Source organism: Nocardioidaceae bacterium SCSIO 66511 (genome assembly GCA_023100825.1).
Lineage (GTDB): Bacteria > Actinomycetota > Actinomycetes > Propionibacteriales > Nocardioidaceae > Solicola.
Window position 1 is genome coordinate 4,003,923 of record CP095846.1, and the last position, 21,943, is coordinate 4,025,865.

Here is a 21,943-nt window from a genome sequence, read left to right on the forward strand (position 1 = left end):
CTGACATGGCTGCCGTCGTCATCCGTGGGGTCAACGTTCGGTTGGGTGGGCGCGCGATTTTCACCGGAGTCGATCTCAATGTCGGACCGGGCGAGGCGGTCGCCGTCGAGGGAACCAGCGGTGCTGGCAAGTCAACCCTGCTCCACGTCGTCGCCGGCCTCATTCGACCCGAGTCAGGCTCCGTCGAAATCGGAGGAGAGCGGATCGATCGGTTGAGCGACCGACGACGTAGCGCCGTACGTCTGCGGCTGGTCGGGTCGGTGTTCCAGTTCGGCGAGCTTCTGCCGGAGTTCAACGTGATCGAGAACGTCGAGTTGCCATTGCGCCTGCTCGGCTGGCGACGCGAACCCGCACATGAGCGCGCCCTTGCCTGCCTTCGTGAGGTTGGTATCGAGGAGCTCGCGAAGCGCTCACTAGCGCAGGTCTCCGGCGGCCAGATGCAGCGAGCGGCGATCGCGCGCGCGGTCGCTCACGATCCCCGCGTCATCCTCGCAGATGAGCCGACCGGATCACTCCACCCCGAGGCCGCCGAGCACGTCATGCAACTCCTGACGCGTACGTCACGACGGCACGACGCCGGTCTGATTGTGGTGACTCACGACCGCGCGGTGTCGGCCCAGTGCGACCGCACCCTCCGCCTTAGCGGCGGTCTGCTACAGGCTGACGGTGCTAGGAACGCGGCATCCACGTGATAACCAGAGACGCCGCCCTGGGATTTCGACTCGCGGTGCTCTCGGGCTACACCGCCAGGATCCGTGCACTATTGCTCGGCCTGATGGTCGCAATCGTCACGTTCATCGGCCTTGGCGTCGCGGCAAGCCCCGGCGTGATGTCTGCGCAGGAGGAGCGATCGGCAAGTCGACTCCCAGTGATCACGCAAAGAACCGACGATTCCCACCTCCTGGTGGACTCGGGGTGGGACGAGGACGCGAGCCTGGGTCGATGGAACGGCCACGACATCAGCGGGTTGTACGTCCACGGGCACCCGGATGCGCCCGCGCCACCGGGGATCGACAGTCTTCCGCGGCCGGGGACCATGTACGTCTCCCCCGAACTCCGCAAGCTGATTGCGTCGGATCCGGTGGTAGCGGCATTATTCGAGCAGTACCGCATCGTCGGCACCGTGGCAGACGACGGACTTATCCGGCCTGCCGAACCGATGGCTGTCGTAGGGGTTCCACGCACGGCCGACGCCCTCCAGCCCGCGCGTGGATTCGGTGTCGCCGATAGCACGGTGCACGACGACTCGACGACTCAGAGACTCAACGTCGTCGTGACCGGTATCGTCGTCATGCTGATCGTGATCCCTTCGTCCGCACTGGTCGTCATTGGCGCCCGGATGTCGAGCGCCGAACGAGCAGGGCGAGCTGTCGCTCTCCACCTGCTCGGCCTGTCGTGGCCGCGGGTGCGCCTTGTACTCGCCTTCGAGACCATGCTCATCGCGCTACCTTCGGCAGGCCTTGGGCTCGCGGCGTTCCAGGTCGTACGCCGTCACCTCACGTCGATCCCTGGCACCGATTTTGACTTCTTCGCGTCCGACGTCGCAGTAGCACCGCTCTGGCAGGCGCTGGCCACGCTGTCCGTGGTGGTCTCCACAACGCTCGTCGCCGCGTCGGCAAGCCGCCCGAACTCGTCGAGCGTTCGCACGGCAAGCGTGTCAGCCCGTACCCGCCGGGCGCCGCTGGTCCTAGCCCTCGTCGGTCTGGCGCTAGTCCTCGGCACCTCGTTCGTGCCCGGTCTGGCAGACCCAATCCCGGCGGTCGGTCTGTACGTCGGCGTACTGGCGCTGGCGATCGGAATCCCGCTCTCCGGGCAGATCATCGTCAAGACGGTCGCGCGATACTGCGCCGAGCTGACTCGGTCTGTTGCATCGACCCTCGGGTTTCGCATCTCGGCGAACGCTCCCGGCTCCGCGGTACGCATCGCGTCGGCGCTCGCAGCGGTGATCGTCATGCTCGGATTTGTAGGTCCGTTTCTGACTGTCCTAAACGGCAGCAACGCGGCGAGGGCGGATGAGCTCACCACTGCGCACCGAGCGATCCCGGTCACCGTCTTCCAGCCCGGTGAGCGACTGGAGTCGGTCGACTTCACGGCATGGGAAGGCGTCGCCGACGTGGAGCGCCTTCAGGACAAGCGCGGCCATACACGCCTGCTTCGACTCACCGTACGCGGCGACTACGCAAAGGAGACGCAGGCGAGGATCGCCGGCCTCGACACGTCCGCCGATCCCCGCTTCGGCGGCGACCTGGAGTGGGTCGACCCCGATGACGCGCAGTACACCGCGCAGACGATGATTATCGCCGTCGGCGCGGCCGTGTGCCTGCTCCTGGCCATGCTCGCGTTGACGATGGCGGCGCTCGGCGACGCGCGCTCCCGCCGTGCGCGCGTACGCGGGATGAAGCTCATCGGCGGGTCGACGCTGGACACCGCGCGAGCACATCTGACCTCGACCGCGCTTCCCATCGCTCTTCTGGGCATAGTGGCGGCCGGCGCGGCGACACTAACGTGGCGCGCAATGCTGCATCTCGATGACCGCACCGTTGCAAGTTGGTGGTTCTATCTAGGGCTGGCGGCCGGATCGGTGGCCGTCGGCGTCGTCATCAGCGTCGTAACTGCCCCTACCATGACCTCCACGCTGAAGCCGGACGAGCTGTCGACAAAGGCATAGCGACCCTCCGCACCATCCACCGCAGTACGCTGGACCCATGATGTGGTTCCTACTGATCATTGCCGCGGTCGTTGTTGTGTACGTGTTCCGCGTGCAGATCATGGCGAAGGTGCTCGGCCAGTCCGAGGATCGCGTACGCCGAGCGATCGAGCGCCGCAAGCGCGGCTGAGCGACCGAAGAGTCAGGCGGCGGGCTCCGGCTCACGCCGTCGCTGCTGTTCGTCGCGCAGTGTTTTGCCTGCGGTGACGGCCAGCAACGTCGCAACAACACCCGCACCGACGGTCACCGCGTACGCGGGCGTGTGCCCGCCCCAATCGGCCAGCCGGCCGCCGAGGCCGGATCCGACCGCATAGCCGATACCGGTCGCACCGGCCAGCACCGTCATCACCGCGCCTAGCCGGCGCTGCGGCGTGATGCGCTCGGCCATCGTGAACACACAGATCATGTACGGCCCGACCGCGCATCCCAGCACCAGCAAGGTGATCGCGGCGCTGCCGAGGGTGTCGACGAACAGCAGCGGCAGCGACAGGACCAGCAGCGCACAGGCGAACACGCGGAGACGCTGCTCGTACCCGAACGACTCCGGCAGTACGACGATCGCGAGCGCCAGCGTCACACTGCCGACGCCGAGGAGCGCGTGCATCAACCCGGTCAGTCCGGGCATTCCGGCCGAGGTCGCCAGCACCGCCGAGCCGGTCTGCACCGAACCGAAGATCGTGCCGACGGTCAACTGCATGATCGCGAGCACGATGATGATCGGGCTGAGCGGCGTGTGCCCGGTGTCGAGCGTCGCCGATGCATCGCGACGGGTGAGGTCGGCGCTCGGGTGCAGTGCGAACCACGACCCGAAGACCAGGAGCAGCGCGGCCGCGAAGGTGAGCGCGGCGGCCGGGCTGAGTACGGCGATCGCACCGCCCACGAGCGCCGGGCCGAGTACGAAGGACGCCTCGTCGGCGGCACCTTCGTACGAAAAGGCCGTGTCGACGAGACGGCGCTGCTCCGGCCCTGAGCCCACCGTCATCGGCCGCCACCGCACGCGCGCGAGCGGGCCGACCTGCGGCAGGGCCACGCCCGCGACACCCGCGACGACACCGAGCACCGGCCAGGCGACACCGGTCTGTGCGAGCAGCACCAATGCGAACAAGGCAGCCCCGCCGGCGAGACTCTGGCCGAGCACGACGAGCCGCTGACCGACCCGATCGGCGAGCGCGCCCCAGAAGGGTCCGGCGAGTGCGTTCGCGACGGCGAGCACACCGGCGCATGCGCCGCCGGCGCCGTAGCTGCCGGTGGCGGCGGAGACGAGGACGAGCGTGCCGATCTGGCTCATGGCCAGCGGCAACCGGCCGAGAAAGGCGATCAGTACGTACAGCGGTCCGGCAACCTCGAGGAGGCGCCGGTAAACGCGAAGCGAAGACACGGACTATCCGATACTGCGATGCGGCGGGCCATGAGACCCGGGGCGAACGGCAGACACAACGCCTCGCCACGACCAGAATACGCCACGGTGCGCCGTGCAACCGAATCGACCGTCGGCCCGCCGATCCCGCCGAAGTACGCCGTCGTGCCACATGAGCGCCGTCTATTGGCACGACGGCGTACCTCGGCGGGTGGATTCGGGTCCATTCAGATCCAACCGATTGTCGATGTATCGCGTTCTCATTGTGACGGTGCGCGAGAACCGTGGACCGAGAAAGGGGTGCGACATGGCCGACGACGACTTCTCCGAGTTCGTCACGCGGACCTGGCCGCATCTCGATCGGATCGCGCTCGCTCTCACCGGGTCCCGGCACGACGCCGACGACCTGCTGCAGAACTCCTACGTGAAGGCGTACAAGGCGTGGCCGAGGATGCTGCAGATGGAGCGTCCCGAGGCGTACGCGCGGCGGATTCTGGTCAATGAGTCGACCTCGTCGTGGAGGCTGCGGTGGCGACGACGCGAGCAGTCGACTGCTGCACCACCCGAGACCGCGTCCGCCGCACCGCAAGATGCGTACGCGACGCGCGATGCCGTATGGCGAGATATCCAGCGCCTCCCTGCACGGCAACGCGCCGTCCTCGTACTCCGGTACTACGAGGACCTCGACGTACGCGAGACCGCCGAGGTCCTCGGCGTATCGACCGGGACGGTCAAGAGCCAATGCAAGGCGGCACTCGACAAGCTTCGCCTCGCCCTCGGCGAGGCATCGACCGCGAAGGCGGACAACCGATGAACATCGACGAACTCGTGCGGGAGTCGCTCAATCACGGCGTCGACTCCCTGCCGAAGAGCGAGCCCGAGCCTGTACGCGTACGCGCCCGCGTACGCCGTAGAGCGAAAGCACGGATCTTCCTGCCCGCGATCGCAGCCGCCGGGGTGATCGCCGCCGTGAGCGTTTTCGCGGTCGACCCGTTCGGCTCCGACGCGCCCGTCGAGCCGACGGTCGGCACCGCGGACGATGTCGCCACGTACATCACGTATCCGAACCGCGTCCACCTCGACGGACACACGTACAAGGCCGGGCACGCGCGCGGAGACACGCTCGAGGCGAGCACGGTGACGTCGGCCGGGTTCGTCTACATCGGTTCCGACGATTTCCCGTATCTGATCGATCGTCACGGCACGGAGGCGAGAATCGGCGAATCGACCAACCCGAACGACTCGGACAAGGCTTGGCAGAGCTTGGCCGGTTCGGCCGATCACCGATACGCGGCATGGGCTTCGGACACCGGAGGCGAGTTCTCGGTGAGCCTGTTCGACGCCGAGCTCGGAGACGTCGTCGCCCGTCGCAACATCGACTGCGGCTCCGTCGTACCCGATGACGGCCGATGTGGGTACGTGACCGCGGTTGCAGACGGCGTCGTGTATCTCACAGCCAACTCGAAGCAAGGCCCGTTGACCGTCGGCTGGGACCCGTCGCTACCGAGCGCCGACCAGGTGTACCCCGTCACGGAGCCCGGCACGCAGGTGACGACGACCGCGGCCAAGACCATGCTCGTCGCCGGAAAGGGCGACGTGTACGACCACGACGGCGAGCCGATCGGGGCCGACTGGACAGTGGTACCGGTCAAGCTCTACGGCTCGGACCTCACCTCGGTCGTCACCGCAGACGGGCGTTGGCGCTTCACGTTCTCCGGAAAGGAAGAGACACAGAGCGAGGACACGCTCTCGGCCGTCAATGTCCACACCGGCGAGTCGGTCGAGCTCGCGGCGTCGGTGGGGAATGCGCGCATCGACGATGACGGCAGCGTCCTGGTCATGACAAACGGCAACGGCGGCAAGGCCCGTAGGCTCATGGACTGCGTACTCCCATCCGGCAAGTGCTCGACGGTTGTCGATGACCTCGGCCAGTCCAGCGACTTCGCCGGCTCCTGAGAGACACCGCTCAGGGCCGCCGGTCCCGCCGAGGTACGCGGTCGTGCCAATAGAAGGGGCTCATGTGGCACGACGGCGTACGTCGGCGGGTGGGTGTGGGGCCCGGCCGTGCAACCGAATCGCCGCCGGCAGTCGTCACGGATGACGGCAGGGTCAATACTGGCGAGGCGGAGGGGCGCATGAGACGCAGTGAGCGCGACGAGTTCGACGCATTCATCCTGGCGGCTTGGCCGCGGCTGTTCCGCACGGCGTACGCGCTGACGGGCAACCGGGCCGATGCGGAAGACATGCTGCAGAGCGCGTTCGCCAAGGCGTACGCCAACTGGCGCAAGGTGCGCCGGGCAGGCAGCCCAGAGGCCTACGTACACCGCATCGTCGCCAACGAGACCGTGACCGCCTGGCGGCGGCGCTGGAGACACGTCGAAAGGTCGTCGGCCGCGCCTCCGGATGCCGTGGCGCCCGGGCATGCCGAGGCAGTGAGCGATCGCGCGACGTTGTGGGAGGCGATCCAGGCGTTGCCGCCGAGGCAGCGCGCCGTCGTGGTGCTCCGGTACTACGAGGACCTCAGCGAGAAGGACATCGCCGCAGTGCTCGGAATCGCGCCCGGCACCGTGAAGTCCCAGGCGAGCCACGGGATCAAGGCCCTACGAAGCCACCTTCAAACCGTAACCATGACTGAGGGGGAGGCCCTGTGAACATCGACCAGCTGATCAAGGAATCGATCGACGACGCGGCCGGTCCCGCACCGGCCCCGGACCTGGACCGGATCCACCAGCGCGGACGCCGGCGCTCGACCGTACGGGTCGGAGGTGCCGCACTCGCAACGCTGGCCGTCGTCGCGGCCGGTACGTACGCCGTGCATGGCATCGGCGGCGGCACCGACGAGATCGAACCGGCCAACGCGCCGGGTGGCCACTCCGCCGCCTACCTCACGTCGACCGAGGACTCGTTCTTGCTCAATTGGGCCGGCCGCGCCATCGAGGCCGAACACGCAGGATCTGCCCAGATGCCGGCGATGACGAAGGCGGGACTGGTGTATCTCGCCGACGACGGTGTCCCCTACCTGATCGACGGTTCCGGGCGCGAGAAAGCACTCGGTGCCGCGGTGGACAGCCCTCCCGGAGAACGCGACGGATGGGCGATCGTCGCCTCCGACACGGCCGGGGGCCAAGCTGCGTGGGCGCACTACTTCCGCGGCGACGTGACGGTCAGCCTGTTCGATGCGAGCACTGGAAAGGTGCGGACGAGTCCGACCTTCTCCTGCGCAGAGATCGCGGCGGGTTGCGATTACGCCACCGCTCAGGTCGTCGAGAACGGAACTGTGTACCTCACGGCGTCCGACGATCGTTCGGGCGACAGCACGATCGTCTGGGCACCCGAACGGCCGGCGGGTGAGCGGTTGTACCCGCTCACGGATCCGGGCACATCGCTCGCGGCCGCAGGCCCGGGACAGTTGGTTTTGGACGGGCCGGGCGACGCGTACGGCGGTCCGGATCGAGCCCCACTGCCTGCGTCGACCGACGTCTCCCGGCTGGGCCGGGACGAGACTCGTGACGCGGAGTCCATGCCGATGTCCGCGGACGGGCAGTGGCGAGTGATCGACCCGCAGGATTTCATCATGCCGCAACGAGATCGTGCGAATCCGGTCCCGGTGGCCCAGAACGTCGTCACCGGACGAAAGGTCTCGATCGACGTGCCCGACGTCGATGATGTCACCTTCGACGCCGACGGAAGCCTGCTGGTGATCGTCAGGACCGGTTCTGGTCAGCGCATGGACGATTGCGAGATCCCGTCCGGCACGTGCACCACGGTGATCGAGCACATCGACGGCCCCGATGCCGTCTTCGCCGACGGCGGGGTCAGGTAGACCGAGTCCGCACAGACAACGGCCCCCGGCGCGTACGCCGGGGGCCGTGTCCGTGTAGCGGGAAGCTACGAGCGAGTCGGCATCGACTCACATCATGCCACCCATGCCTCCCATGCCACCCATATCGCCCATGCCACCGGTCGGGTCGCCTGCCGGAGCCTTCTCCGGCTTGTCGGCGACGACGGCCTCGGTGGTGAGGAACAGCGCCGCGATCGACGATGCGTTCTGCAGCGCCGAGCGGGTGACCTTGGCCGGGTCGAGGATGCCCTCGGCAACCATGTCGACGTACTCACCGGTCGCGGCGTTGAGGCCGTGACCCGTCTGCAGACCCGACACCTTCTCGGACACGACGCCGCCCTCGAGGCCGGCGTTGACCGCGATCTGCTTGAGCGGGGCCGAAGCGGCCGAGCGTACGATCTCCGCGCCCGTCGCCTCGTCATCGCTCAGGTCGATCTTCTCGAACGCCGCAGCGGTCGCCTGCACGAGCGCGACGCCGCCACCGGCGACGATGCCCTCTTCGACGGCAGCCTTCGCGTTGCGAACGGCGTCCTCGATGCGGTGCTTGCGCTCCTTCAGCTCGACCTCGGTGGCCGCGCCGACCTGGATGACCGCAACACCGCCGGCCAGCTTGGCCAGGCGCTCCTGCAGCTTCTCGCGGTCGTAGTCGGAGTCGCTGTTCTCGATCTCGGCGCGGATCTGGTTGACCCGACCCTGGATCTGGTCGCCGTCACCGGCGCCCTCGACGATCGTCGTCTCGTCCTTGGTGACTACGACCTTGCGGGCCGAACCCAGCAGGCTCAGGTCGGCGTTCTCCAGCTTCAGGCCGACCTCCTCGCTGATGACCTGGCCACCGGTGAGGATGGCGATGTCGTTCAGCATGGCCTTGCGGCGGTCGCCGAAGCCAGGCGCCTTGACGGCAACGGACTTGAACGTACCGCGGACCTTGTTGACGACCAGGGTGGCGAGCGCCTCGCCCTCGACGTCCTCGGCGATGATCAGCAGCGGCTTGCCCGACTGCATGATCTTCTCGAGCACCGGCACGAGGTCCTTGACGTTGCTGATCTTGGAGTTGACCACGAGGATGTACGGATCCTCGAGGACGGCCTCCATGCGCTCCGGGTCGGTGTAGAAGTACTGCGAGATGTACCCCTTGTCGAAGCGCATACCCTCGGTGAGCTCGAGCTCGAGGCCGAAGGTGTTGCTCTCCTCGACGGTGATGACGCCTTCCTTGCCGACCTTGTCCATCGCCTCGGCGATGATCTCGCCGACCTGCGGGTCGGCGGCCGAGATCGAGGCGGTCGAAGCGATCTGCTCCTTGGTCTCGACGTCCTTGGCCATGCCGAGCAGCTGCGAGCTGACGGCCTCGACCGCGGTCTCGATGCCACGCTTGAGCGCCATCGGGTTCGCACCCGCGGCGACGTTGCGCAGACCCTCGCGGACCATGGCCTGAGCCAGCACGGTCGCGGTGGTCGTACCGTCACCGGCGACGTCGTCGGTCTTCTTGGCTACTTCCTTGACGAGCTCGGCGCCGATCTTCTCGTACGGCTCCTCGAGCTCGATCTCCTTGGCGATGCTCACACCGTCGTTGGTGATGGTGGGAGCGCCCCACTTCTTCTCGAGGACGACGTTGCGGCCCTTGGGGCCGAGCGTCACCTTCACGGCGTCGGCGAGGGTGTTCATACCCCGCTCGAGACCGCGCCGGGCGTCCTCGTTGAACGCAATGCTCTTCGACATATCTCCCGCGATTCCTAACGCGTAGAGGTGGATGGCCCGAGTGATGCCCGCGACGGACGACCCCTCGCCGTCGACGATCCCGTCTCGCCGGGGCGCGGAGCCTCATCGGCTCGGTCCGCTTACTTCGATGCTGCTGGCACTCTCTTATCGGGAGTGCCAGCCTCATGTTTAGCACTCGGCACAGACGAGTGCAAACGGCGGCCCGGACCTTGTCGTGGCGACCGTGCTCGGCGCGTTCAGCCCGCCCGGGTGAGCGCCGGGGTCGCTTGGGGGCTGCGCCGCTGCCAGTACGCGAGCGTCGCGACCACAAGGGCAGGGCCCCACAGCCACAACGGAAGGATCAGCACGAGCCACACTTCGCTCTCCACGAACAGACCCTGCTGGATCATCGAGCGGCCGGCGATCGTCAGCAGCATCCCACCGACCAGGCCCGGGATCACCGCCGCCATCACCGGTACGACGCGGCCACCGACGAACGGCACCCACCGCGGGAAGACCTCACCGCGCGGACGGATCAGCCCGAGTGTCAGCCACAGGCAGCATTCGGAGACAAGTCCGAGGAGGATGCCCATCAACCGCATCGACGGCTCGAGTTCGGTGTCGCCCGCAAGGAACGGCCACGGCGTGAGCCAGGTGAGTCTTGACAGCGCGTACGGGACCGGGCTCAGCGCCGCGACCCACGTCGCGCTGACACCCCAGCGGGCGATCCACGCCCGAATCGCGATGACGGCCCGGCCCGGCCCGGCCGCTCTGACATACGAGGTGACGACACCGACCCAACAACCAGCGACGGCCAGCATCAACAGCAGATACAGCGGCCGCGCGCCGACCTCGGCGAACCCGCCGCCGACGCCGCGGCCGAGGTCAGCCATGGTGTCGACCCGGAGCACTCCCCCGGCGACGCCGAGCGTCACGAGCCCGGCAATCCCGGACGCGACGTACCACCGAGTCCGTCGATTCCGCAGACCGTCGCGCAGCTTCGTACCCAGCAGCACGGGCGGGAGTACGAACGCGAGCAGATAGGCAGCCAGGATCAGGATCTGAATGTCCGGAGCCAACAGCCCGAGGGCGATCGCCTGCCCGGCTGCGAGGGCGAGCAGAAATCGACTCCCGGGACCACGCAGGCACTTCAGCCCGGCGGCGATGAGCAGCCCGAGCACGCCGACGCCGATAGCGAGTGCTCCGGCGAGCCGGTGATCGGCCGCACCGAGCAATGAGCTGTCGCCGAAGTCGTCGCCCGGCCCGAACGGGTACGTGTCGGCATCGACGCACCACAGCAGGCCGACCGACGCGACGAACAGCGACCCGCAGGCCGCCGCGAACAAGGTTCTCGGAGTTGCTCCCATGACGAACAACCCTCACCCGCGGGCCATTCGGATCCCTCCCCCGTCAGGGTGAACAGCACGACTCGGTGGGGTGGGACCTCGCTGGGCGAACTCAGTACGCCGAGTCGACGGCCTCGGCGGCACGCACGAGCGCCGTCAGTGCAGCACGCACGGCCCGCCGCTCGGCGCGATCGGGACGAATCAGCGCGAAGATGTACCGGGCCGTCGGGATGCCGGCGAGCGGGCGCAGAACGATCCCGTCGCGGGGGCGCGTGGTAAACCGCGGGAGCACCGCGAGCCCGTGACCGGCCGCCACCATCGCCTCGACCAGTCGGTTGTCGCGAATACCGCGCTGGGCGTACGTCAAGGTCGTGCCTGTGTGTGCGGCGACGGCATCGAGGACGGACTCGAACGGGAACCCCGGCGGTACGCCGATCCAGGTCTCGCCGGCGATCTGCTCGGGCGTCACCCGCGTACGCCCGGCGAGCGGATGGGATGAGTACAGCGCGATATCGAGAGGCTCTCGAACCAGCGGCTCGATCCGAAGATGGCCAGTGTCCGCGCTGGGCCGCTCGGCGAGACTGTGCGCGATGACAATGTCGTGGTCGAGCGTCAGCGACGCATAATCGGCCTCGGCGACGTCCTCGTCTGTGAAGGTCACCCGGATTCCCTGGTCTCGGAGGTCGCGCAGCGCCGTCGGTACCAGGAACTCCGCCGCGCTCGCGAGGCCCGCCATCGTCACCCGCCCGCTCGGCGCGTTGCGGAACTCGTCCCATTCGGCGCGTGCGGACTCGAGTGCGGTCGCGACGCCGGTGGCGGCGCGAGCAAGTACGCGCCCGGCCTCGGTCAGACGTACGCCGCGCCCGTGTGGCTCGACGAGAGGTACGCCGAAGTCTCGCTCCGCAGTACGCAACTGCTGCGAGACCGCCGACGGTGTGCGGTGCGTGGCGGCGGCAACCCGGGTTACGCTGCCGCGCTCCGCGAGCTCTCGGAGTAGCTCGAGGTGGCGAATATCCATGTAGGCAACCTACATGGACAATGCACAAACTTTTGCTTGTGCTAATAGAACAGCGTCCGGACCATGGAGGTCATGCCCATCCGTGATCGCACGCTTGCCGCCACTGTCGCGGTGCTGTGGGGGATCAACTTCATCGCGATCCATCTGTCCCTCGAACACTTCCCGCCGATGTTCCTCGTCGCACTGCGGTTCGCCCTGATCGCGGTACCGACGGTGCTCTTCGTACCCTGGCCCGGCGTACGCATCCGCTGGCTCGTCGGCTACGGCACGGGCTTCGGCGTCCTCCAGTTCGCCTTCCTGTACTGGGGCATGTCTGCCGGCATGCCGACCGGGCTCGCCTCGCTCGTACTGCAGGCATCCGCACCGTTCACCGTCATTCTCGGCGCAACGCTGCTGCGCGAGCGCGTGTCCGGCCGGCAGGTGCTCGGAATCGTGATCGCGATCGGCGGCCTCGCGGTCGTTGGTTCACATCGCGCTCAGATCGCCGCCGTACTGCCGTTCCTGTTGACCCTCGCGGGCGCATTCGGCTGGGCCATCGGCAACGTATGCAGTCGGCAGGCCCGACCCCGCAACCCACTTCAGCTGACCCTGTGGATGTCGGTCGTACCGCCGATTCCGATGGCCGCGGTCGCGCTGCTCGTCGAAGGACCGGATCGCATCGAGGACTCACTGACCAGCGCGCTCACCCCGGAAGCGCTGCCGGCGCTGCTCGGCCTGGCGTACACCGTGATCATCGCGACCGTCCTCGGGTCCGGCCTGTGGACCTGGCTGATGAGTCGACATCCCGCCGGCGTGGTCGCGCCGTTCTCGCTCCTCGTCCCGGTCACCGGAATGACCGCGGCGGCGGTGTTCCTCGACGAGCGGGTAAGCGCGTACGAGGTCGCCGGCGGCGCGATCGTGGTTGCCGGCGTCCTGCTCGGGAGCGCCCGACGACGCCCCCGGCGCGCGGGGCTCAAGCCACAAGACCGATACGATCGGGCAGTTGCCCGGTGACGGGTAGTCACAAAATCGATTCAGGAGATGTACATGCGCTTGACACAGCCGACACGGGGGCGGCGGGTGCGACGCGTCGTCGCTGTCGCCGCGGCACCTGCTCTCGTCGCGGGGCTCGCCCTGCCAGCGACGATGGCAACTGCTTCCGAGTCCACTGCTGAAGCCGGCAATGATCCCGCTCGCAAGACCGCGGAACCAGTGCCGTACGCATCGCAGACCGTCAACCTCGCCGCCGCGCGTGCGCAGAGCGCCGCGGAGTACTGGACGCCCGAGCGGATGGCGAACGCCGTACCCGGCGATCGAATCACCCGCCAGGCGGCAAAGCACCAGCCGTCCGCGTCGCGTACCGCACCGGAGCCGACCAGGCCGCAGCTGGTGTCCAAGGCAGCGCTTCCGAGCTCGCCAGATGCGCGCAAGAAGAAGGTCCGTAAGTCGAAGACGATCGGCAAGGTCTTCTTCAAGACGCGCAAGGGCGTCAACATGGTGTGCTCCGGCGCTGCGATCAACTCCAAGCGCAAGAACATGGTGATGACCGCGGGTCACTGCGTCCACGGCGGCCGCGGCAAGGGCTGGCACAAGAAGTGGATCTTCGTACCGGGTTACGGGCCGGGCAATACCGCCCCGAACGGCGTGTACGGCGCGACCACGAAGGTCGCGATGAAGGGCTGGATCAAGCGCAGCAACTTCAACTACGACACCGCCCTCGCCCTGGTGAAGCCGGTGAAGTTCACCAAGAAGAAGCTGGTGAAGAACGTCGGCGGCTACGGCCTGCAGGTCGGTCGCAGCCACAAGCGCCGCCTCGCCGCGGTCGGCTACTCCCAGCTCGGTCGCAAGGGTGACAAGCAGACGTCGTGCCGCAAGCGCAGCCATCGCGCGGTGCACGGCAAGCAGATCAAGCTGCGCTGCCACAACCTCACCCCGGGCTCCAGCGGCGGGCCGTGGATCAAGGGCAAGGTACGTATCGGCAAGAAGAAGCGCTCGGCCCTCAACGGTGTTGTGAGCAACGGTGTCGGCAAGCGTAAGCACCCGAAGTTCATTCGTTCGCCGTACTTCGACCGCAAGGTTCTGAAGATGTACAAGGCGTACCGCAAGAAGAAGCGGTGACTTCGCTCTAACAGATCGGCCCGACCCCCGCATTTCGCGGAGGTCGGGCCGATCTCTTATGCCAAGAGTGAATTCAAGTGTTGGGTGAAGCGGTTAGACCGCGCTGACCTCGTGTGCCTCTCGACCCTTCGGCCCATCGACGACCTCGAAGTCAACGGCCTGGCCGTCCTCGAGGGTCTTGTAGCCTTCGGACTTGATCTTGGACCAATGGACGAACACGTCGTCCTGACCGTCGACGGCGATGAAGCCGTAGCCTTTATCTGCGTTAAACCACTTCACGGTGCCGCGCACCATACGTACTCCAAGTTGCTCGTGCTGAAGACCATTCTGCTGGTCCCTGTGGATATGAGCGGTCACTAAGACCGCTCGGATTTGACCCTATCCCAGCGCGGCATTCGTGCGGAGTTCATGAGCTCGTCAACATTTGCATTTCAGGAGCCGTACGAATGAGCAGGTCACTCCGACTGCGTGTAGGCGGCAACAGTCCGCTCTGCGGCGGCCCGGGCGGCATCTGCCGGAGTTCCGGCCGCTTCATGCGCGTCGGCCCAACTGCGCCCGCTCAGCTCGATGTAGCGGACGCCGTCCGCCGACGCTGACCACGCCATGCCCGCTTCGTGGCTCCAGGGATCTCCGGTGAGCTCGGCGCCCAGGCCCAACAGACCCAGCTCCCATCCGATACCGACCGCGGCGGGCCCGAACTCCGCCCAATGCTCGCCCGCGACCGCCAGATGCTCGACGGTGACTCGGGCGTCACCAGAGTCGTCCTCGTCGAAGCGAACGTCGATCCAGCTGACGTCGCCGCCGTACTCCCAGGTGGCGGTGAACGAGTGCGGCGGCTCGCAGGTCAGCACCTCGCCACCGGCGTTGCCCTCCAGCTGATAATGCCCGCTGACTTTCAAGTCGCCGGTCACCGGTACGAGCCATCTCCCAATGCGCTCGGGAGTTGTGCACGCGCTCCAGAGGTCGGCGACCGTCGTGTCGTACGAACGACGAAAACGGACCACCCAACCCTGACCGGCCTCGAGTACCTGACCGCCGACCTCGCGGCGTACTTCGTTGACCTCGCGGTCGACGTCGATCATGATGCGCTCCTCGCTGTATCCGATCGGCTCGATCCCGCATCGCGGCGTCGGTCCCGCTTGCCGCGCGCGACCTCTGTCGCCAACGCATCCAGCCGGGGCTCCCAGACGGCACGAAAACGGTCGAGCCACGTGTCGATTTCGCGGAGCGCGCTCACCTCGATCGAGTAGAGCCGCTTGGCGCCGACGGCGCGTACCGACGCCAACCCGGCATCTCGCAGCACCTTCAGATGCTGCGATACCGCCGGTTGGCTGATCTTGAACTCTGCCTGGATGGCCTCGCACATGGCCCCGGAGGACAGTTCTGACTCGGCCAGCAACTCCAATATGCGTCGGCGAACCGGGTCACCGACTACGGAGAACGCGTCCACCCCCGCAGAGTATCAGCGTCTACTTATATAAGTCCAGTCTTAACCGCCCGCGACCGCCGGGATCACCGACACCTGGGTGCCGTCGGGTGTCGCCGTGTCGAGGCCGTCGGAGAAGCGCACGTCGTCGTTGCCGACGTAGATGTTGACGAACCTGCGCAGCGCACCTTGCTCGTCGACGACCCGCGCCTTGATACCCGGATAACTGCCGTCAAGCGAGTCGATCACCGCCGAAAGCGTCTCGCCCTCGGCGTCGACCTGAGACTCCCCGCCGGTGTAGGTGCGCAGGATGGTGGGAATGCGGACGGTCACGCTCATAGTGGTTCGCTCCTCGCTCAGATCAGATCGGCGGCAGTGAACGCCGAGTACGTCGGGTCGATCGTCGCAGCCGGACCGACCCGGTCCGCGACGGCGTCGAGTGTCTTCAACCCATCGCCGGTGTTGAACACGACGGTCTCGGCATCCGGATCGAGCTGGCCGGTATCGACCAGCTTCTTCAGGGTCGCAACCGTGACTCCGCCAGCGGTCTCGGCGAAGATGCCTTCGGTTCGGGCGAGCAGCTGGATACCTTCGCGTACCTCGTCATCGCTGACGTCCTCGACCGTGCCACCGGTACGTCGGGTGACGTCGAGGACGTACGGCCCGTCAGCCGGGTTGCCGATCGCGAGCGACTTCGCGATCGTGTCGGGCTTCACCGGTTGCACGACGTCGTGGCCGTCGCGGAACGCCTGTGCAACGGGCGAGCACCCGGTGGCCTGGGCGCCGAAGATCTTGTACGGCGTGTCCTCGACGAGCCCGTGCGACACGAACTCGCGGAAGCCCTTGTCCACTTTGACCAGCTGCGCACCCGATGCGACCGGAATCACCACCTGCTGCGGCAGACGCCAGCCGAGTTGTTCGGCGACCTCGAAACCCAGCGTCTTCGATCCCTCGGCGTAGTACGGCCGGACATTGACGTTGACGAACGCCCAACCCTCCTCCTCGCCGGCGATCTCGCTGGCGAGCTTGTTCACGTCGTCGTAGTTGCCGCGTACGGCCACCAGCGTCCCGCCGTACACCGCCGTCGTGACGATCTTCGGCCGCTCGAGGTCCTCGGGGATGAACACGACGCTCTTGATGCCGGCCCGAGCGGCGGCCGCGGCGACGGCGTTCGCCAGGTTGCCGGTCGAGGGACACGCGAGCACGTCGAGCCCGAGCTCGCGGGCTGCGGCGAGCGCGACCGCGACGACGCGGTCCTTGAACGAGTGGGTCGGGTTGCCGGAGTCGTCCTTCACCCAGAGCTTGCGCAGACCCAGCTCACGCGCCAGGTTGTCGGCCTGGATCAGCCGGGTGAAGCCGGGTTCGACGTTGGGAATCGTGGCGATGTCATCGCGTACGGGCAGCAGCGACCGGTAGCGCCAGATGTTCTTCGGACCGGATTCGATCTGCTCGCGCGTGATCGGCGGGAAGTCGTACGCGACCTCGAGTGGGCCGAAGCACTCCAGACAGGCGTAGTACGGACCGAGTTGCTGCTCGGTGCCACAGGCGCGACATCGCAGGTTCGTCGCGTGGCCGAAAGTACCGGTCGTCGGTGGGGTGTCGATGACTGCGCTCACGAGGGCCTCCTCCTCATCTCTCCCGGGCCGACCTTCGGCGCGGGACGGAATTAGCACCATGACCGGCGAGCGCACGGAGCGCAGTTGTATCGCTGGCTGGTTGCCGGGGCTTCGTCGGGCCGTATCCCTCTGCCCCTCTTGATGAGCGGGCTCCAGCGTAGCGAGTCGTCTCAGATGCTGTTAATCGCGTCCGAAATGTGGACGCCGAGCATCAGGCGGCGAGTTCGTCGGCGAGCGCGCCGAGCCACTCGGCGACTGCCGCCGGACCGGGTAGCACCAGATCGGAGCGCGCGACGAGGGCATCTTGCTCATGCGATGCCGATGCGACGAGCAGCCCCGGAATGCCGCGCGTACGCAGCTCGTCGACAGCGTCGTACGCGGGTAGGTCGCCGAGGTCGTCACCGGCGAACACCACCTGGCGCGCACCGGTCTCTTGCTGCAGAGCGTGCAGCGCGACCCCCTTGTCGGTTTCGCCGCTGCGAAGCTCGATCACGCTCTTCCCCGGTTCGACGAGCAGGCCCAGCCGCTCCGCCAGCTCTCGTACCGGCCCGTCCAACTTCGCAAGATCGGCTTCCGGGTTCGCACGCCCGCGGGTGTGCAACACGATCGAGCGGCTCTTGTGCTCGACACGCAGATCCGCCAACCCGCCTTCGGCCAGCAACTGCGGCAGAGCTTGCTCGACCTCTCGAACTGCCGGAGGAGGCGGCGGAGCGATAGTCGGGCCGTCGGGGGCATCCCAACGCTCGGCGCCGTACTGGCCCAGGATGGTCAGCGTTTCGAGTCCTGGCACTCCGGCGAACCCGCCGAGTCGGACGGCCGCGTCGGCGGGCCGCCCCGTCACGATCGCGATCCGGGCAAGCAGCGGACCGAGTCGCCCGAGCGCAGTCACGGCCCGCGGATCGGCCGCCGCGTCGTCCGGATTGTCGATGATCGGTGCGAGGGTGCCGTCGAAGTCCAGCGCCAGCAAAGTGCCCGCAGGGTCGCGGCGGATCGCATCCATCGCGCGCGCACCGTCTGCCGTGACGATCTCGGTCATGGGGTCGATCCTCGCGTACGTGAGCTCTCGAGTGCGACGCGCCCCGCATCCGATTCAAACCGATTCGGGTCGAGAACGCTCCTTGCCCTGTGAACGACGACAATGAGAACCGACGAGCGGGGATGACAGTTTGCGACACGTCGATGACTTCACCGAGTTCGCGGCATCGGGTGAACAGCGGTTCTACCGGCACGCCTACCTCTTGTGCCGAGACGCCGATAGGGCTCGCGACCTGGTCCAGACGACCCTGCTGAAGCTCTACCGCGTGTGGGATCGCGTACGTCGTGCCGAGCACCCGCATGCATATGCGCACAAGACGCTGGTGCGTACGTACCTCGACGACGAACGTCGGTCGCGTCGCGCACGCCGGCTCGAGGCCATGCCGGACCCGACGCCCGCAGACACCGGTTCCGACCTACGGATGACGATCCTCGACGCCCTCCAAGAGCTGCCTCCGCGAGCTCGCGCCGTGGTGGTCCTTCGCTATTGGGAGGACTACAGCGTCGCCCAGACCGCCGAACTCATGTCGTGCAGCCCCGGGACGGTCAAGGCACAGTGCTCACGGGCACTCGGCCTGCTCCGCGACCGACTCGGCGAGTCATTCCACCACCTGATCGAAAGCTGAGGCCACTATGTCTCCCGCCGACCTTCGTAGCAGGCTCTCCGAGGAGATCTCCGATCTCACTCCCATGCGTACGGTGGTTCCCGACGTACTCAACGAGGGGGCCAGACGACACCGCGCGCGCCGTGTCGCGAGCGTCGGGCTGGCTGCGGCAGCCGCCGGCCTGATCATCCTCGGTACCGCCTTGGCGCCACGTCTCTCGGACGACGGCCCCACCGCGTCGTCGAACACGCCGGCGAAGCAATCCGATAACGTCCCAAAGACCCAGACCAGGGACGAGTTCGATGCGTGGGCGGCACAGAGGTTCGGCGAGCTCCTGCCCGCGAGGTTCGGCGAAGTGCGCGCGACGACACGCCACTCCTTCGCCGCCTGGGTCGACGGCCGGAAGGTCGGCTTCAACATCAACGTCACCAAGACCGACTGGGAGAGCTCGACGGTCGATCCATCCGACGTCGATCTCGCTCCGTCGTGTTCGGACTTCGGCCCGGACTGTGCCGCGTTGCCGAGCCAGAACGCCATCGCGTACCACGATTCGCCCGCGTCCGCCGGGATGAAGCTCTATCTCGACGGTCGGTCGACCGCAGCGGACGGGATCGCATTGAACTTCTTCGGTAAGGCCGCCGACGGACCCCTTCCGATCAGCAACGAAGAGATTCTCTCGATGATCGACTCGGAGGGGTTCGAAGAGATCTGGCGCGAGTACACCGCGCACCCGAAATGGGTCTACTCGAGCACGCTCGTAATGCTCGAGCCCACCGACCGCGCTAGATCGCAGCGGTGAGGATCAGGCTGAGGCGCTCACCCGACATCGGCTTGACGGCCGCCATGATGCGGCCGACGCCGAGGGAGTCGGCGAGCAGCTTGGCCTGATCTTCCATGCCGGGTGGGTAGTAGACGGTCGTACTCGGGATAGCGCCGTACCAGTTGTCGACGCCGCCGATCGAGAATCCCGCGGACTCGACATTGCCCGAAACCGAAGCGGCGAGATTCGTGATGCCGGAGTTGTTGTAGACGTCGACCGTGGCGTCGGGGCTCGCCTCGGGCTTCTGAGGCTTCTTCTTCGGTTTCTCGACCGGCTTCTTCTCCGGCTTGGTCTGCTTATCGCTCTTGGCCGGCTCATCCGACTTATCGGACTCATCCGATTTGTCGGTTTTGTCGGTCGCGTCGGTCTTGGCCGGCCCGTCGCTCTTCGGCGGGTCACTCGACTCTGGTGGGTCGGTGGTCTTGGTGGGCTCGGACTGCGGCGACGCTTCGTCGGTGTTGTCGTTACTGGTGGTGATGAAGTACGTGAGCGTCGCGATGACGACGACGGCCAGGCTCGCGGCGATCAGCCACGACGGTAGGCGGAAGGCCGAATCGCGGGTGTTCATCGTCGGGCCCTCATGCTCATGTCAACTCGATGCCCAGTCGGCGCGCAGACCGGGCGCGCTGGCGCGCATGACGCATCCGACGGAGGCGCTTGACGAGTAATGGGTCGTGCGCGAGTGCGTCCTCGCGATCGATCAGGGCGTTGAGCACCTGGTAGTACCGCGTCGCGGAGAGGTCGAACTTCTCCCGGATCGCCTGCTCCTTCGCGCCGGCGTACTGCCACCATGTGCGCTCGAAGTCGAGGATGGCTGCGTCGCGTTCCGAGAGGCTGCTGGTGCCGGCCGGCCGGCCCTGCGACACGACATGTGCGGGATCCATACCGCCCATCGTAGGCGACGAACCACAACGATGTCATTTGGCACAATGCCTGCATGTCGCAGCATCCGGCCGACCCACCGCAGCCCATTCGATGGGGCATCCTCGCAACAGGCAAGATCGCCGAGTCGTTCGCAACCGATCTCGCCGTGGTTTCCGATGCAACCCTCGCCGCGGTGGGGTCGCGCACTCTTGGCTCCGCGCGTGACTTCGCCGACCGTCACGGCGCCGCACGAGCGTACGGCAGCTACGCGGAGCTCGCCGCCGACCCGGAGGTCGACGTCATCTACGTCGCGACCCCGCACGGACGCCATGTCGAGGACGTCCTGCTGTGCTTCGAGCACGGCAAGCCGGTGCTGTGCGAGAAGGCGCTGACGCTCAACGCCCGGCAAGCACGCGAGCTCGTCGCCGCAGCGCGTGCGCGCGGCGTGTTCTTCGCGGAGGCGATGTGGATGCGCTGCAATCCCCGCATCCGGCATCTGCTGCGCTTGGTCACCGACGGCGCCTGCGGTGACGTACGCCAGGTACGTGCCGACCTCGGGTTCGTACTGCCGACAGATGCGGCGGCTCGGCTGGTCGACCCTGCGCTCGGTGCGAGCGCCCTGCTCGATGTCGGCATCTACCCACTCACCTTCGCCTACCTGGTGCTCGGCGCACCAGACGAGGTGGTCGCCGCCGGAGCCCTGTCGGATCGCGGGGTCGACCTGAACGGTGGCGCGACCCTTACCTACGCCAACGGCGCCGTCGCAAACGTCTCCTGGACGCAGATCGCGTGGTCCGACGCGACCGCCTCGATAGCCGGCGACGGCGGCCGGATCGAGGTCGCCTCCCGGATGCACATGCCGCCCACGTTCTCCCACATCCACGGATGGGAGACCCATACGTACGCCGATCCCGTCATCGGTCGCGGATACGCGCACGAGATCATCGAGGTCGGCGACTGCCTGCGCGCCGGTCGTACCGAGTCGGAGATCCTGCCGCTCGACGACACCGTCGAGATCATGGCGCTGATGGATCGGATGCGTGAGCAGTTGGGCGTGCGCTACTCGGTCGACTAGGTACGGTGTCGGGTTCCGATTGCCTGCGGTGCGACTACCCGACTGCCCGGTTTCCTTCGCTGTCGGCTTTTCCCGCTTCCTTTTGTGCGACTACCCGCCTGCCAACTTCCGTTCGCGCTCGGCTTTCCTCGCCCCTTCGGTTCGGCAAAGACGCGGCGATGCGCGGAAGCCGCCATTTCGGTTCGGTTGCTTGGCGGCTTTCCCGTCACCTTAATATGGGACCGGGGTAACGTTCGACTTCGGCGTCACTCCCCTACCGGTAGTCGCTGGCGTACCAACGAGCACGGAAACCTGTCACTTTGCACGGCGAATCTGCCATGCAAAGCGGAGTTTCACCATGTTTACTTGGTGAACGACCACCCACCGACCCCGCAAACGCCGACCGAAACGGGAAAGCCGGCAAGCAACCGAGCCACGTAGCTGCCGCTCCCGCGTCGCCGC

23 protein-coding genes and 1 riboswitch are annotated in these 21,943 nt (G+C 67.0%); of the genes, 11 read left to right on the forward strand and 12 right to left on the reverse strand.

Annotation, left to right across the window (positions count from 1 at the left end; all coding sequences use genetic code 11):
* The first annotated feature begins 5 nt into the window (after nucleotides 1-5).
* A complete protein-coding gene (locus MU582_19020; protein ID UPK74506.1) occupies nucleotides 6-692 on the forward strand; it encodes an ABC transporter ATP-binding protein in 687 nt (228 codons plus the stop codon).
* Nucleotides 689-2,668 (forward strand): hypothetical protein, encoded by a 1,980-nt coding sequence (locus MU582_19025; GenBank protein UPK74507.1) that lies wholly within the window; start codon nucleotides 689-691, stop codon nucleotides 2,666-2,668. Before MU582_19020 ends, MU582_19025 begins: the two co-directional genes overlap by 4 nt.
* A gap of 181 nt (nucleotides 2,669-2,849) precedes the next feature.
* Here the strand turns inward: MU582_19025 and MU582_19030 are convergent, their stop codons facing one another.
* Nucleotides 2,850-4,085 carry an MFS transporter gene (locus MU582_19030; protein UPK74508.1) on the reverse strand — a complete coding sequence of 412 codons (1,236 nt, stop codon included), beginning with the start codon at nucleotides 4,083-4,085 and terminating at the stop codon, nucleotides 2,850-2,852.
* A gap of 286 nt (nucleotides 4,086-4,371) precedes the next feature.
* Here MU582_19030 and MU582_19035 point away from each other — a divergent pair, with 286 nt between their 5' ends.
* The 4 genes from MU582_19035 to MU582_19050 all read left to right on the forward strand — a co-directional run bounded on the left by MU582_19035 (nucleotide 4,372) and on the right by MU582_19050 (nucleotide 7,887).
* Nucleotides 4,372-4,878 (forward strand): SigE family RNA polymerase sigma factor, encoded by a 507-nt coding sequence (locus MU582_19035; protein UPK74509.1) that lies wholly within the window; start codon nucleotides 4,372-4,374, stop codon nucleotides 4,876-4,878.
* Complete coding sequence (locus MU582_19040; GenBank protein UPK74510.1) at nucleotides 4,875-6,020, forward strand: hypothetical protein; 1,146 nt, start codon at nucleotides 4,875-4,877, stop codon at nucleotides 6,018-6,020. The genes MU582_19035 and MU582_19040 overlap by 4 nt, the downstream gene beginning before the upstream one ends.
* A gap of 179 nt (nucleotides 6,021-6,199) precedes the next feature.
* Nucleotides 6,200-6,715: a SigE family RNA polymerase sigma factor gene (locus MU582_19045; GenBank protein ID UPK74511.1), complete on the forward strand. Its 516-nt coding sequence runs from the start codon at nucleotides 6,200-6,202 to the stop codon at nucleotides 6,713-6,715.
* The gene (locus MU582_19050) at nucleotides 6,712-7,887 is read left to right on the forward strand and encodes a hypothetical protein (protein ID UPK74512.1); all 1,176 of its coding nucleotides are present in this window, start codon (nucleotides 6,712-6,714) and stop codon (nucleotides 7,885-7,887) included. The genes MU582_19045 and MU582_19050 overlap by 4 nt, the downstream gene beginning before the upstream one ends.
* A gap of 87 nt (nucleotides 7,888-7,974) precedes the next feature.
* Here MU582_19050 and groL read toward each other — a convergent pair whose 3' ends face one another.
* The 3 genes from groL to MU582_19065 all read right to left on the reverse strand — a co-directional run bounded on the left by groL (nucleotide 7,975) and on the right by MU582_19065 (nucleotide 11,964).
* The gene (gene groL, locus MU582_19055) at nucleotides 7,975-9,621 is read right to left on the reverse strand and encodes a chaperonin GroEL (GenBank protein UPK74513.1); all 1,647 of its coding nucleotides are present in this window, start codon (nucleotides 9,619-9,621) and stop codon (nucleotides 7,975-7,977) included.
* A gap of 236 nt (nucleotides 9,622-9,857) precedes the next feature.
* Nucleotides 9,858-10,967 (reverse strand): hypothetical protein, encoded by a 1,110-nt coding sequence (locus MU582_19060; GenBank protein ID UPK74514.1) that lies wholly within the window; start codon nucleotides 10,965-10,967, stop codon nucleotides 9,858-9,860.
* Nucleotides 10,968-11,058: 91 nt separating this feature from the next.
* On the reverse strand, nucleotides 11,059-11,964 hold the full coding sequence (locus MU582_19065; GenBank protein ID UPK74515.1) for a LysR family transcriptional regulator: 906 nt from the start codon (nucleotides 11,962-11,964) through the stop codon (nucleotides 11,059-11,061).
* A gap of 72 nt (nucleotides 11,965-12,036) precedes the next feature.
* Here MU582_19065 and MU582_19070 point away from each other — a divergent pair, with 72 nt between their 5' ends.
* Together MU582_19070 and MU582_19075 are read left to right on the forward strand one after the other, a co-directional pair.
* Complete coding sequence (locus MU582_19070) at nucleotides 12,037-12,957, forward strand: EamA family transporter (GenBank protein UPK74516.1); 921 nt, start codon at nucleotides 12,037-12,039, stop codon at nucleotides 12,955-12,957.
* A 33-nt stretch (nucleotides 12,958-12,990) separates the two neighbouring features.
* The gene (locus tag MU582_19075; GenBank protein ID UPK74517.1) at nucleotides 12,991-14,061 is read left to right on the forward strand and encodes a hypothetical protein; all 1,071 of its coding nucleotides are present in this window, start codon (nucleotides 12,991-12,993) and stop codon (nucleotides 14,059-14,061) included.
* Between the two features lie 93 nt (nucleotides 14,062-14,154).
* Here MU582_19075 and MU582_19080 read toward each other — a convergent pair whose 3' ends face one another.
* The 6 genes from MU582_19080 to otsB form a co-directional block, all read right to left on the reverse strand.
* Nucleotides 14,155-14,355, reverse strand: coding sequence for a cold shock domain-containing protein (locus MU582_19080; GenBank protein UPK74518.1), 201 nt, complete (start codon nucleotides 14,353-14,355; stop codon nucleotides 14,155-14,157).
* Between the two features lie 161 nt (nucleotides 14,356-14,516).
* Nucleotides 14,517-15,143 carry an SRPBCC domain-containing protein gene (locus MU582_19085; GenBank protein UPK74519.1) on the reverse strand — a complete coding sequence of 209 codons (627 nt, stop codon included), beginning with the start codon at nucleotides 15,141-15,143 and terminating at the stop codon, nucleotides 14,517-14,519.
* A complete protein-coding gene (locus MU582_19090) occupies nucleotides 15,140-15,511 on the reverse strand; it encodes a metalloregulator ArsR/SmtB family transcription factor (protein UPK74520.1) in 372 nt (123 codons plus the stop codon). The genes MU582_19085 and MU582_19090 overlap by 4 nt, the downstream gene beginning before the upstream one ends.
* A gap of 39 nt (nucleotides 15,512-15,550) precedes the next feature.
* Complete coding sequence (locus tag MU582_19095; protein UPK74521.1) at nucleotides 15,551-15,826, reverse strand: MoaD/ThiS family protein; 276 nt, start codon at nucleotides 15,824-15,826, stop codon at nucleotides 15,551-15,553.
* A gap of 17 nt (nucleotides 15,827-15,843) precedes the next feature.
* Nucleotides 15,844-17,103, reverse strand: coding sequence for a threonine synthase (thrC, locus tag MU582_19100; protein ID UPK74522.1), 1,260 nt, complete (start codon nucleotides 17,101-17,103; stop codon nucleotides 15,844-15,846).
* 10 nt (nucleotides 17,104-17,113) lie between these two features.
* Nucleotides 17,114-17,251, reverse strand: a riboswitch (SAM riboswitch).
* Between the two features lie 63 nt (nucleotides 17,252-17,314).
* Nucleotides 17,315-18,139: a trehalose-phosphatase gene (otsB, locus tag MU582_19105; GenBank protein ID UPK74523.1), complete on the reverse strand. Its 825-nt coding sequence runs from the start codon at nucleotides 18,137-18,139 to the stop codon at nucleotides 17,315-17,317.
* 130 nt (nucleotides 18,140-18,269) lie between these two features.
* Between otsB and MU582_19110 the strand changes: the two genes are divergently transcribed.
* Nucleotides 18,270-18,764 (forward strand): SigE family RNA polymerase sigma factor, encoded by a 495-nt coding sequence (locus MU582_19110; GenBank protein ID UPK74524.1) that lies wholly within the window; start codon nucleotides 18,270-18,272, stop codon nucleotides 18,762-18,764.
* Between the two features lie 7 nt (nucleotides 18,765-18,771).
* Nucleotides 18,772-19,542 (forward strand): hypothetical protein, encoded by a 771-nt coding sequence (locus MU582_19115; protein UPK74525.1) that lies wholly within the window; start codon nucleotides 18,772-18,774, stop codon nucleotides 19,540-19,542.
* Here the strand turns inward: MU582_19115 and MU582_19120 are convergent.
* Nucleotides 19,526-20,131, reverse strand: a complete 606-nt coding sequence (locus MU582_19120; protein UPK74526.1) for a LytR C-terminal domain-containing protein — start codon at nucleotides 20,129-20,131, stop codon at nucleotides 19,526-19,528. The genes MU582_19115 and MU582_19120 overlap by 17 nt on opposite strands.
* A 16-nt stretch (nucleotides 20,132-20,147) precedes the next feature.
* On the reverse strand, nucleotides 20,148-20,447 hold the full coding sequence (locus MU582_19125; GenBank protein UPK74527.1) for a DUF3263 domain-containing protein: 300 nt from the start codon (nucleotides 20,445-20,447) through the stop codon (nucleotides 20,148-20,150).
* Nucleotides 20,448-20,500: 53 nt separating this feature from the next.
* On the opposite strand from MU582_19125, the gene MU582_19130 reads away from it, so the two are divergent.
* The gene (locus MU582_19130; protein UPK74528.1) at nucleotides 20,501-21,502 is read left to right on the forward strand and encodes a Gfo/Idh/MocA family oxidoreductase; all 1,002 of its coding nucleotides are present in this window, start codon (nucleotides 20,501-20,503) and stop codon (nucleotides 21,500-21,502) included.
* The last annotated feature ends 441 nt before the right edge of the window (nucleotides 21,503-21,943 follow it).